An 11,883-nucleotide genomic window follows, 5' to 3' on the forward strand; every position below is an offset into this window, starting at 1 on the left:
CGCCCCTCGGTATCCGCTGAGGCTGAACCAAAGGACGCCAGACATGAACCTCTTTACCGATATCCGTACGCTTGTGATTGATAGCCTCGCGGCCATGACGGCCGAAGGGACCCTGCCTGAAGGGCTCGATCTTGCCAATGTCGCGGTGGAACCCCCCCGAGATGCGGCGCATGGCGATATGGCAACCAATGCGGCGATGGTTCTGGCAAAGCCTGCCAAGATGAAGCCCCGCGACATTGCCGAGGCGCTGGCCGCAAAGCTGGGGGCGGACACGCGCGTCGCCTCTGCCGAGGTGGCCGGGCCGGGGTTCTTGAACCTGCGCCTTGAGGCATCGGTCTGGCAGGAGGTTCTGGGCAAGGTGCTGAAGGGTGGCGAGGCCTATGGCCGCTCCGATCTGGGGCAGGGCAAGAAGGTCAACGTGGAGTATGTCTCTGCCAACCCAACCGGGCCGCTGCATGTGGGCCATACACGGGGAGCGGTGTTTGGCGACGCGCTGGCGAGCCTGCTGGACTACGCCGGCTATGAGGTCACCCGTGAATACTACATCAACGACGGCGGCGCGCAGGTCGATGTTCTGGCGCGCTCGGCCTACCTGCGTTACCTCGAGGCGCATGGTCAGACGGTGGAATTCCCAGACGGTACCTATCCCGGTGAATACCTGAAGGATGTCGGGGCCGCGCTGAAGGACAAGTACGGCGCGCAATTCATCGACCAGCCCGAGGAAATCTGGCTTGAGGAAATCCGCAACGCCGCCACCGAGATGATGATGGATTTGATCCGGGGCGATCTCGCGCTTCTCGGTATCAAGATGGATGTCTTCTATTCGGAAAAATCGCTCTATGGCACAGGGCGGATCGAAACCGCTCTGGAGAGCCTTGATGCAAAGGGGCTGATCTACGAAGGCGTGCTGGAGCCGCCGAAGGGCAAGAAACCCGATGATTGGGAGCCCCGCGAGCAGACCTTGTTCAAATCCACCGAACATGGCGATGACGTTGATCGCCCCGTGAAGAAATCCGATGGTGCCTGGACCTATTTCGCGCCGGATATCGCCTATCACTACGACAAGGTCAGCCGTGGCTTTGACATGCTGATCGATATCTTTGGTGCGGACCACGGTGGCTATGTCAAGCGGATGAAGGCAGCGGTATCAGCCCTGTCCGATGGTCAGGTTCCGCTGGACATCAAGCTCTGCCAACTGGTGAAGTTGTTCAAGGACGGCCAGGAATTCAAGATGTCCAAGCGGGCAGGGACCTTTGTCACCCTGCGCGACGTGGTCGAGGCAGTGGGCGCGGATGTGACGCGCTTCATGCTGTTGACGCGTAAGAACGATCAGGGCTTCGACTTTGATCTCGACAAGGCGCTGGAGCAGTCCAAGGACAATCCGGTGTTCTACGTGCAATATGCCAATGCGCGCATCCATTCGACCCTGCGCAAGGCGGCGGAGGCGGGCATCGCCACCGACGACGCGACCCTCGCATCAGCCGACCTGAGCACGCTTGCTCACGATGCACAGCTGTCGGTTGCGCGGAAGATTGCCGAATGGCCGCGTCAGGTTGAGATTGCTGCACGCACCAATGAGCCGCACCGGATCGCCTTTTTCCTCTATGACCTGGCGTCGGACCTGCATGGGCTATACCACCTTGGCAAATCTGAAATGAGTTTACGATTTGTTAATGAGAGCAGCCAAACGGCAACACATGCTAATTTGGCACTTGCCCGCTCTGTTTCCATTGTCATTTCTGCTGGTCTTGGTATTCTTGGCGTTAAACCAGCGCAGGAGATGTGACGCCAAAGTCACCCGAACCGCTGGCCCGAGGCAGATCAAGAGACCCACGCGCATGCGTCCCGCCCTTTGTTTTGGCGGGATGATTGCGACTTAGGGCAGTGAGGCGGATATGGCATATTTTGCACAGGTGGGCGCAGGCGCTCCCTCTTCAAATGGCGATGGTGACACCGGAGGCTCCGCCTTCGATCCGTTTTCCTCTCATCAATATTCGCGTGCTCCGGCACAGGATCACGCGCAAGACAACATGGCAGCGGCCGCCATCGAAGCCGCTGAGCCTGTGACAGAGACACCCTATCCGAATTTCGGCCTGAGACAGTCGCCGAGCGTCAATGTCGGCACGTTTTCCGGTGCGGGAAACTATGACAACGCAGGCGACTACCCCGAAGCGGGATATGACTACGTCAGCGATTATGGTGACGGGTTTGGCGGTGACGAAGAGGAGCTTTTTGCCCCGCAACCCGCACGCGGCGAGCTGGGGCGCATGGCGGCGTTTCTCGGCGCTGCGGCCTCCATCGCGCTTGTGGTGAGCATCTCCGTCTGGGGATACAAACTGATTATGCGCGATGTCTCCGGCGTGCCGGTGGTCAGCGCCGTTGCGGGTCCGATGCGCGTGGCGCCAGCGGAGCCGGGCGGCGAGACGGCGGACAATCAGGGGTTGGCAGTCAATTCCGTTGCCGCAAACGGGATCGCCGAAGATCCGGCAGATACCCTGCGGCTGGCGCCTGAGACCATTGCCCTCACTGAGGATGACCAGCCGATCCCGGCACTGACCCAGGCGGCCGAGGATGAGGCCGCGCTCGAGGCGGAATATGCCGCAGAAGACGCGCAGGCGCCTGTCGCCGAGGATGAACTGCAAAGCGCAGAGATCGAAGATGTTTCGCCGCTGGAGCAGCGCAATAATGATATCGACGCACTGGTGGCGTCCCTGACGGACGGGGCGGTGCCGTTGGAAGACCTGCGCGAAACCTCCGCATCCATCGTGCAACCGGATCCGCTGGATACCGCAGACGTTGCGATCGCCCGTGTGCCTGCAGCGATCCGCAATGCCCCAGGTGTACGCGAAACACCGCGGCCGCAGGTTCGTCCGGCGCGATTTGCCCCGGCGCCCGCCGCAAGAGAGAGCGCCGCACAGCCAGAGCAGCGGACCGTTGATATTGACCCCAAGAGCCTGGCAGTTGGCACGCGGCTGGCACAGCTGGGCGCCTTTGAAAGTGCCGAGGTGGCCCGCAGCGAGTGGACCCGGATCAGCGCCAACTTTGGTGAATTTTTTGACGACAAGGCGCGCGTGGTACAGCGCGCCGAAAGCGGTGGGCGGATCTTCTATCGCCTGCGCGCGCACGGGTTTGAGGACCTGTCGGACGCGCGTCGCTTCTGCTCGGCCCTGGTCGCGGGCAATGCCGATTGCATCCCTGTGACAATGCGCTGAGCCGATGCGGTTCGGGGCCACCATTCTGGACGCCGAAGGCCATCGCCTGACGTCGGATGAAAAGGCGCTGTTCCGCGAGGCGGCGCCTTTTGGCTTTATCCTCTTTGCCCGCAATATCGACAGCGCCGACCAGGTCCGCGCGCTTTGTGATGATTTCCGCGAGGCGGCGGGGCATGAGTGTCTGATCACCATCGATCAGGAAGGCGGTCGGGTGCAGCGGCTGCGCGCGCCGCTTGCACGCGAGTGGCGTCCGGCGCTGGATCACGTGCAGGCGGCCACCGACCCGGTGCGGGCGATGTATCTGCGGGCACGGCTGATCGCGGCGGAGCTGCATGCGCTTGGCATCGACAGCAATTGCGCGCCGCTCGCGGATATCGCCAGCGCTGACACGCATCCCTTCCTGCGCAACCGCTGTTACGGAACGGATGCCGCCAGCGTGGCCGCGATTGCCCGCGCCTGTGCGGCGGGGCATCTGGATGGCGGCGTCGTGCCGGTGATGAAGCATATCCCTGGTCACGGCCGCTCCAGCATGGACAGTCACCACGACCTGCCACATGTGACTGCCCCGGCGGAGGTGCTGCGGGCCGAGGATTTTGCCGCCTTCACGCCGCTGAAGGATCTGCCGATGGCGATGACCGCGCATCTGGTCTACGACGCTTTTGATCCGCGTCCTGCGACCCTGTCGCCGGTGATGATGCGGGTGATCCGGCAGGAGCTGGGCTATGACGGTCTGGTGATGACCGATGATATATCGATGAAGGCCTTGTGGGCGCCTGAGCTGTCCGGCTTGCAGCCAGACGATCCAGATATGGCGGCTGGGGCAATTGCGAGGGCATCCCTCGATGCGGGCTGCGATGTGGCGCTGTTTTGCAACTCCTCGCTGGTGGCTCGCGCTGCCGTTGTTGAGGCTGCCGGCTGCATGACGGATGCCGCCCAACGGCGCGCCGAGGCGGCACTTGCCTGCCGTCAAACCCCTGCTGCGCTTGACACGGATGCGGCTGAAGCGGAACTATCTGCCCTCATGGGCGGACAGGTATATGGCTGACGAAGACTCGTTATTCCCGGATGAGACGCAGATTTCGGTCGAGGAACGCCTCGAAGCCGAGGCGCTGATCGTTGATGTGCATGGCTTTGAAGGGCCGCTGGATCTGCTGCTGACGTTGTCGCGCACCCAGAAGGTCGATCTGCGCCAGATCTCTGTCTACGAACTCGCGCGCCAGTACCTGACCTTCGTGGAAAAGGCCAAGGAGCTGCGCATCGAGCTAGCCGCCGATTATCTGGTGATGGCGGCCTGGCTGGCGTTCCTGAAATCGCGCCTGCTGCTGCCCCCCGACCCGGAAGAAGAAGGCCCCTCGGGCGAGGAACTGGCGGCGCATCTGGCGTTCCAGCTGGAGCGCCTGCAGGCGATGCGCGACGCCGCCGCGCGGCTGATGGGGCGCGACCAGCTGGGACGGGATTTCTTTGCCCGCGGGCAGGCCGAGGACGTGCAGCGCATCAAGACGGTGACCTATACCGCGAACCTTCTGGACCTCATGCAGGGCTATGCGCGCATCCGCACCAAGGATGAATTCCGCCCCTTCGTGATGGACCGCGAGAGTGTTTTCACCATGGAAGAGGCGCTGGAACGTATGCGCAGCCTGCTGGGGTTTACCGGCAGCTGGACCGATATGCTGAGCTATCTGCCAGACGGCTGGCACAGTGATCCGGTCAAGCGCCGCTCGGCCACCGCCGCCACATTCGCCGCCTCGCTGCAGCTGGTGAAGGAGGGCAAGATGGAGATCCGCCAGAGCGAGAGCTTCGCCCCGATCCAGCTGCGCAACCGGCCAGAGGATATATAATGGACGACCAGACCCACAGCCCCAATGAGCCGTCCGCGAAGCAGGACAGTGACAGCCTGTTCGATGCGCCGCCGATGGCAGAGCAGGAGCGTATGGTGGAGGCGGTGCTCTTTGCCAGCGCGGAGCCGGTGACGGTGCGCGATCTGGTGTCGCGCATGCCGCATGGCTGCAACCCGGGCGAGGCGCTGGAGTATTTGCGCAAACGCTACGAGGGGCGCGGTGTGCGGGTGGTGCAGGTGGGGGACGCCTGGGCGATGCGCACGGCGCCGGATCTCGGCTATCTGATGCAGAAGGAAACCGTGGAGAGCCGCAAGCTGTCGCGCGCGGCGATCGAGACCCTGGCGATCATCGCCTATCACCAGCCGGTGACCCGGGCCGAGATCGAAGAAATCCGCGGCGTGTCGGTGTCGCGGGGCACCATCGACCAGCTTCTGGAGATGGAGTGGATCCGTCTGGGGCGGCGCAAGATGACGCCAGGGCGGCCGGTGACCTTTGTGGTCACGCCGACCTTCCTCGATCACTTTGGTTTGGAGAGCGCGCGCGATCTGCCGGGGCTGAAGGAGCTGCGCGCCGCCGGGCTCTTGGAGAACCGTCCACCGCCGAGCGCCTTCCCGATCGGTCAGGGCGACAGCGAGGACGAGCGACAGGACGAGGAGCAGCCGGAGCTGTTCGAGGACTGACCCGGGGCTTGGCGCTCGCTCCTCTTTGCACATGCCAAGAAATCGCCGTACTCAGCACCTATATGTATGGCGAACGCAGCAAACCTACACTCAGACCCCAAGGGAGGTCCTCATGGGATTTGACCGGATCGCCAATATGGTCCTGCGCCGCCTGATCGGGCGCGCGGTGAACGCGGGCGTCAACGCCGGCATCAATGCAGTTGGCAAACGGGCCGGTGGCAAGAAGGCGGCACGCCGGGGCCAGGACGAAACGCAGGGCGCGCCGCAAAAGCCGCAGCGCACGCCCGAGGAAGAGGCCGAGCGCGCCCGTATCCGTGAGGTCAGACAGGCGCGTCGGGCACGTCGTGCGGCGCGGGAGAAGAGCTGAGCGCGGTGGTGCGCCGCAGGCTCAGTGCCTCGACTGCTGCGATCATGGTCAGGGTCGCTGAAATCAGAACGCAGCCCAGAATTCCCAGTGTTGCAAAGCCGATGCCGCCCACAAAGGGCGCGGCAAAGACGCTGAGGTAGGTGGTGGTTGAGTAGATCCCCATGATCGCACCCCGCTGGCGCGGGTCCAGCGCGGTGAGCCGGGCCACCAGCAGGTTCAGGCCGAAATGCTGGAAGATCCCCCAGAGCACTGCCAGCGCCAGAAACAGCGGGTAGCTGGCGCCCAGCACGCCCATCGCCACATAGGTCAGGGTGAGTGCGAGAAACACCGGTGTGGTGGCGCGCGCCATGCCGACGCGGTCAAGGAGCGGGTCCAGCAGCACCGCGCCGCCAAACCCCAGGCCGTAGATCAGCGGCAAGAGCCCGGCCTGACCCGTGCTGAGGCCAAGATCGATGGTGGCATGGGCGCCGGTATAGGAATAGGTCACATAGAAGCTGAGCATGAGGCCGACCGAGGCGAGGATACCGCGCCCCATGCCGGGCACCCGGAGCGCGCTGAGCGGCGAGCTGGTCGCACCCCCCGGCGCATCAAGCCGCGCCAGCGGTGCGCTCAGCCCCCAGACCAGAGCGCAAAGCGCCGCAAGGGCCCCGTAGACCATGCGCCAGCCAAGGAACTCGGCGCTCCATGCAGCGAGGCTGACCCCCAGCACCAGCGAGAGAGTCCATCCGGTGATGACCGCGCCGACCACCCGCGCCTCGCGCCCCTTTGGGGCGATCACCGCCGCCATTGTGTAGATCGAGGGCAGGGCCGCCCCACCGGCGATGCCGCAGAGCACCTGCGCGGCAATCAGCGCGATCAGGCCGGGGGCAAGGGCACTGGCAACAAAGCCAACGGTCAGAACTGCCAGCGCCATCCGCAACAGCCGCCCGCTGCCGATGCGATCTCCGATCGGGGCAATCAGCAGCGCCGCTGCCGCCACCCCCAACCCGTAACCGCTGGAGGCCCAAAGCACTTGCGTTGGGCTGGCGGAGAGATCCGCGCCCACGGTCTGCACCAAGGGGGACAGCAACAGCGCATTGGTGCCCACAATGGCAATGGCGCACATAAGCGTGGCGATGGAGATCCAGAGCGGCGGGGCAGAAGATGGCATGGTCAGGCTTAATCCAGATTGAATTTCATTCGGCAGTTTGGCTTAATTGGCGAAAATCATTCTGTGAAGGTGTTAAAGATCTGATGGTGGAAAAAACAGAGAGCATTCGGACCTCGGCACGATCCGCACGGGGTATGGACGCGCTGGACCGAAGAATATTAGGCGCGCTGAGCCAAGATGCCACGCAGTCCTATGCGGCGATCAGCGAACAGGTGGGCCTGTCGGCACCGGCGGTGCATGAACGGGTCAAGCGGCTGCGGGCCTCGGGCGCAATCAAGGCCACCGTAGCACAAATCGACGGGGCGCAGGTCGGAAAGCCGATTCTCGCCTTTATCCATGTGGATACCATCGGCTGGGGCAAAACGCGCGAGATCATGGCGCTGGAGCAATTCCCCGAGGTGGAGGAGATCCATTCCACCACTGGTGATACCTGCCTGATCATGAAGGTGCGCGTTGCCAGCCCGCAAGCGCTGGAGGGGCTGTTGTCAAAGGTCTACGATATCGAGGGGGTGCGCGGCACCAGCACCTATCTGACCCTGTCGACAGTGCTGGAACGCACCGCGCAGGCGGATGTCACGGCGGACCTAGAAAGCGTCAGTTATCCGCGCTGAGGCGACTCAGGCGGGGCTGCGGAAATGTTTCGACAGCTTCAGCCCCTGGCCCTGATAGTTGGAGGCAATGCCCGCACCATAAAGCTGCTCGGGCAGGGAGGCCATCCGTTCATAGACCAGACGGCCCACCACTTGACCGTGTTCGAGCACAAAGGGCGCCTCGTGACAGCGCACTTCCAGCACCCCGCGCGAGCCCGCGCCACCTGCCTCGGCATGGCCAAAACCGGGATCGAAGAACCCCGCGTAATGCACCCGGAATTCGCCCACCATGGCAAGGTAGGGCGCCATTTCGGCGGCATATTCGGGCGGGATATGCACCGCCTCGCGGCTGACGAGGATATAAAACGCACCGGGATCGAGGATGATACGGCCCTTGTCGCTGCGCACCTCCTCCCAGTAGTCGCTGGGATCATAGGCGCCAATCCGGTCCAGATCGATCACGCCGGTGTGCGGCTTGGCGCGGTAGCCCACCAGATCGGTGCCCGGCAGGCGCAGATCGACGGAAAAGCCCAAGCCATCCTCGATGACGGCCTCGCCATCGACCAGTGGTGTGTCGGCATGCAGAGCGGCGAGGGTGTCGTCATCCAGCACTGATTGCCCGTCGCGGAAGCGGATCTGGTTGAGGCGCATACCGGGGCGTGCCAGCACCGAGAAGGACCGCGGACAGATCTCGGCGTAAAGCGGACCGGTATAGCCCGGGCGGATGCGGTCGAATTCCTCGCCGCCATCGGTAATGGTCCGGGTCAGCAGATCAAGCCGCCCGGTCGAGCTTTTGGCATTTGCGACGGCGGTGATGTTGGCGGGCAGATCGAGCGATTCCATCAGCGGCACCACGTAGACGCAGCCCTTTTCCAGCACGGCGCCGTCGCTGAGGTCGATGCGATGCATCTCAAACTCGTCCAGCCGTTCGGACACGGTACGGCCCTGACCGGCGAGGAAGGAGGCACGAACGCGATAGGCGACGGTGCCCAGGCGCAAATCAAGGCTGGCGGGCTGGATCTGACCCTCGATCAGCGGCGCGTCGAGGGTGATCTCCGCGCGGGCAAGCATGGTCTCGATCGTCTGGCTGGGCAAAACACCGGTCATATCTGCCGTTCCCCCTGATGGCGTCGCTATCCCGCAGGATGCTGACGCAAATTCTGTCGTGCCACAATCGCCTTGTCACTTGAGGCCGAGAATTTACCTTGGAAAACCAACGACAAAGCAGGCGGCGGATACACAAACGCCCGAGCGGTGACCGCTCGGGCGTTTTGTTATGGTCGGGCTAGCAGGACTCGAACCTGCGACCTTCCGTCCCCCAGACGGACGCGCTACCAGGCTGCGCCATAGCCCGTTGTTGGAGCTTTCTACTGCTTTTTGCGGCAGGGGCAAGAGGCGAATTTGCTTTTTCCGCGCTTTTTCAACGCGCCTCATTTTGCCCTCGCCAGAAAGGCGGATCAGCGCTGCTGTCCAAAGTGGCGCAGATCCTCGATGATTTCGCTCAGCACCGCGGATTGCGCGGGTGACTGTGCCGCCACTGAGGACAAACGCTGAAGAACCCCGGCAGGAATGGTCCCTTGCGGCTCATCAGGGACATCGACGACTCTCGCCCTCAGGGACGTCTGTTGCGGCTCATCCGCTGCCAGCTCCGGCGTGGTCTGCACTGGATCGCTGTCTTGCGCATCACTGTCGTCATTGGACTGTGTGGGCAGGCCCTCATCGGGAGACGCCATATCGCTGGAGGCGGTTTCGATCTCAGCGACGCTTTCACCGATGTCATCGTCGGCGTCTACGTCCTCTGCGCTGGACGGATCGGTGAATTCCGATGTGTCGGCCACGGCAGAGATCGGCACCTCTTCGACAGGGGCGTCAGATGTGTCCGGCGCCGCCTCCGGGGTATCTGGCGCATCTTCCGGCATATCCGGGGTCGCTGCAGGGGTGATCTGATCGTCATCAGTTTCGGCAGCAGGGGCAGGAGATTGGTCCGGTGCAGAGGCCTGATCCTGGCTCGGTATGATCTCTGCCATGGCGGCCATGGCACGTGCGATCTCTCCCGCTGTTCTGGTCGGGTCTGCGGTCTCATCTTCGGCTGGCGAGGGGACCTCCGGGGCCGGCTCTGTCGCAGGCGGGCTGCTGTTCGGACCCTCGGGTTCGGGATCGCTCTCAAGGGCGGTGGCGGACGTGTCTGCAGGCTCCGCTGTGGCGGCATCGTCAGCGGCAGCAGACTCCCGGTGCGTTGAAAATCCGCTTGCGTCCTCCATCGGGTCCGGCGCGACAAAGGCATCGGCCTCTGGCGCCTCGTCTTCGGATGCAGATGGAGATGCGGCCTGCGGGCTTGCCTCCTGAGGGGCTGCGTGCGGGGCCGATGGGCTGGAGATGGGAGCTGTCTGCGGCGCAGGCGCCTGTGAGGGCTCAGACCCTGAAGGCGCAGGCGACTGCGGGCGCGATGCGTCTTCTACGTCCTCATTCGCCGTGGGGGCGGTGTCCGCGGCGGTTGAGCTGGCAAAGAAATCCTGTTGCGCAGTTGGTGCAGCATCAGACGCGGCATCGGAGATCTGAGCGGAATTGTGTGAGGGCACAGGCCCTTGCTCAGACAGATCTCGTGGGCGCTGGGGAGCATCTGGCAGATCAAAGGGCATGTCGATTTGGACATCAGTGTTGCCCTCGGCGCTGCCCTCAGTGTCGCCCTCGAAGTGGCTTGCAGCATGGTCGGCGCTGCTTTCGGCAGGCGTTTCACTTGCGGTGGCCTCAACCGCAGCTGGCGGCGCGTCGGTCAACGCCACAGGCTCGTCCCCCGCGTTCGAGGTGGAAGCGGAAATCGGGTGCGTCTCTGCAGGGTGCGCATTTTGCTGGGACATATCAGTGTCCTGCGGGGGCTGAGCATCGGCGGAGCCTTCTGGGCGCTCCGACGCGGACGGCAGGGCCGTGTCTATCGGCGCTGCACCCACAGCGCGTTCCTGCGGTTCCGCGACCGAGGGTGTCTGGGCCACATCGGGCTGGGCGGCGGGAGCCGTAGGAGGGGCGGGCGCTGCTGGAGGTGCGGCGGCAGGAGCGGCTGAAGCAGGAGACCCTGCGTTCTCGCCCTCTTGCTGGTTATTTAGAGGTTGGCCTTCGAGCTGATCTGCATGTTCCACCGGCGCTGGAGGCTGCGGGGCGCTGAACGGCGGAGGTGTCGGGGGGGCTGACGTGCGCAGAGGGGGCTCCGGCTCGTCCGGCGGATCTCGATCCACAACCGGGGGACGGGGCGCCTCGGGTTCAGGCGGCTGAACCGCGTCAGGCTCGACCCATTTGCTGACAGGTTTGGCCTCCACGGGCGGGGTCTCGTCCTCGGCTTCGTCAGCTTCCAGCGGCTTTGAGAGGCTCTGCACATGCTGAACGCCTTCCTCGCGGACAAGCGCCTGCGCTTCCTTGATCGACAGCCCTTTTTCATGCAGCAAATGCTGGATGCCGCCCAGCAGGAGCATGTCGGTCGGGCGATAGTAGCGCCGTCCACCAGCCCGCTTGACCGGTTTGACCTGAGTGAACTTGCTTTCCCAGAACCGCAAGACGTGGGCCTGAATATCCAGCCATTCCGCGACTTCGCTGATGGTGCGAAAGGCGTCAGGTGACTTGGACATTGGGGCATCTCTCTTGTATCGGTGGCGCGCTGCGGCGCAACTGGATGAGGCCCTGCGCGCAGAGCCGGTTTGGTAACGGACGGGTCAGCCGTCTCGGGGTTACTTTCGGTTGCCGTCTGCGACGCGGTCTTTCATCAGGTGAGACGGCCGAAAGGTCAGGACCCGGCGCGGCTGGATTGGAACTTCTTCGCCAGTTTTTGGATTGCGGCCCACGCGGGCAGATTTATCGCGTACGCTGAAGGTGCCAAAGGAGGAGATTTTCACCTGTTCACCGCGCACCAGGGCGTCCGACATGTGTTGCAACATGCTCTCCACCAGCTGTGCGCTTTCGTTGCGTGACAGGCCGACCTCGCGGAACACGGCCTCGCTCAGATCCATTCTCGTAATTGTTTTTTCGGTCATCGCCATCCCCATTGTTTTCAAAAACAA

General features: G+C 63.5%; 11 protein-coding genes and 1 tRNA gene. 7 read left to right on the forward strand and 5 right to left on the reverse strand.

Annotated features, from left to right (window positions below):
- The first annotated feature begins 43 nt into the window (after window positions 1-43).
- The 6 genes from argS (at window position 44) to CLV89_RS15380 (ending at window position 6,097) form a co-directional block, all read left to right on the forward strand.
- Window positions 44-1,786, forward strand: coding sequence for an arginine--tRNA ligase (argS, locus tag CLV89_RS15355; RefSeq protein WP_106164543.1), 1,743 nt, complete (start codon window positions 44-46; stop codon window positions 1,784-1,786).
- Between the two features lie 109 nt (window positions 1,787-1,895).
- The gene (locus tag CLV89_RS15360; RefSeq protein WP_106164544.1) at window positions 1,896-3,212 is read left to right on the forward strand and encodes an SPOR domain-containing protein; all 1,317 of its coding nucleotides are present in this window, start codon (window positions 1,896-1,898) and stop codon (window positions 3,210-3,212) included.
- A gap of 4 nt (window positions 3,213-3,216) precedes the next feature.
- Window positions 3,217-4,257, forward strand: a complete 1,041-nt coding sequence (locus CLV89_RS15365) for a glycoside hydrolase family 3 N-terminal domain-containing protein (protein WP_106164545.1) — start codon at window positions 3,217-3,219, stop codon at window positions 4,255-4,257.
- Window positions 4,250-5,050 carry a segregation and condensation protein A gene (locus CLV89_RS15370; RefSeq protein WP_106164546.1) on the forward strand — a complete coding sequence of 267 codons (801 nt, stop codon included), beginning with the start codon at window positions 4,250-4,252 and terminating at the stop codon, window positions 5,048-5,050. Before CLV89_RS15365 ends, CLV89_RS15370 begins: the two co-directional genes overlap by 8 nt.
- Window positions 5,050-5,730, forward strand: a complete 681-nt coding sequence (gene scpB, locus CLV89_RS15375) for an SMC-Scp complex subunit ScpB (RefSeq protein WP_106164547.1) — start codon at window positions 5,050-5,052, stop codon at window positions 5,728-5,730. Before CLV89_RS15370 ends, scpB begins: the two co-directional genes overlap by 1 nt.
- Window positions 5,731-5,842: 112 nt before the next feature.
- Complete coding sequence (locus CLV89_RS15380; RefSeq protein ID WP_106164548.1) at window positions 5,843-6,097, forward strand: hypothetical protein; 255 nt, start codon at window positions 5,843-5,845, stop codon at window positions 6,095-6,097.
- Here CLV89_RS15380 and CLV89_RS15385 read toward each other — a convergent pair.
- Window positions 6,051-7,247 (reverse strand): MFS transporter, encoded by a 1,197-nt coding sequence (locus CLV89_RS15385; RefSeq protein WP_106164549.1) that lies wholly within the window; start codon window positions 7,245-7,247, stop codon window positions 6,051-6,053. The two genes, CLV89_RS15380 and CLV89_RS15385, sit on opposite strands and share 47 nt — an antisense overlap.
- Window positions 7,248-7,330: 83 nt before the next feature.
- Here CLV89_RS15385 and CLV89_RS15390 point away from each other — a divergent pair, with 83 nt between their 5' ends.
- Window positions 7,331-7,858 (forward strand): Lrp/AsnC family transcriptional regulator, encoded by a 528-nt coding sequence (locus CLV89_RS15390; protein WP_243395029.1) that lies wholly within the window; start codon window positions 7,331-7,333, stop codon window positions 7,856-7,858.
- Between the two features lie 6 nt (window positions 7,859-7,864).
- Here CLV89_RS15390 and CLV89_RS15395 read toward each other — a convergent pair whose 3' ends face one another.
- From CLV89_RS15395 to ihfA, 4 genes are all read right to left on the reverse strand, one after another.
- Window positions 7,865-8,944: a 2'-deoxycytidine 5'-triphosphate deaminase gene (locus CLV89_RS15395; RefSeq protein ID WP_106164550.1), complete on the reverse strand. Its 1,080-nt coding sequence runs from the start codon at window positions 8,942-8,944 to the stop codon at window positions 7,865-7,867.
- Window positions 8,945-9,114: 170 nt separating this feature from the next.
- Window positions 9,115-9,191 (reverse strand) — tRNA-Pro (locus CLV89_RS15400).
- Window positions 9,192-9,294: 103 nt separating this feature from the next.
- Complete coding sequence (locus tag CLV89_RS22780) at window positions 9,295-11,454, reverse strand: MerR family transcriptional regulator (protein WP_207796946.1); 2,160 nt, start codon at window positions 11,452-11,454, stop codon at window positions 9,295-9,297.
- A gap of 99 nt (window positions 11,455-11,553) precedes the next feature.
- Window positions 11,554-11,856: an integration host factor subunit alpha gene (gene ihfA / locus CLV89_RS15410; RefSeq protein WP_106164605.1), complete on the reverse strand. Its 303-nt coding sequence runs from the start codon at window positions 11,854-11,856 to the stop codon at window positions 11,554-11,556.
- Window positions 11,857-11,883 lie beyond the last annotated feature (27 nt).

Source organism: Tritonibacter scottomollicae (assembly GCF_003003215.1).
In the GTDB taxonomy this organism is placed as follows: Bacteria; Pseudomonadota; Alphaproteobacteria; order Rhodobacterales; family Rhodobacteraceae; genus Epibacterium; species Epibacterium scottomollicae.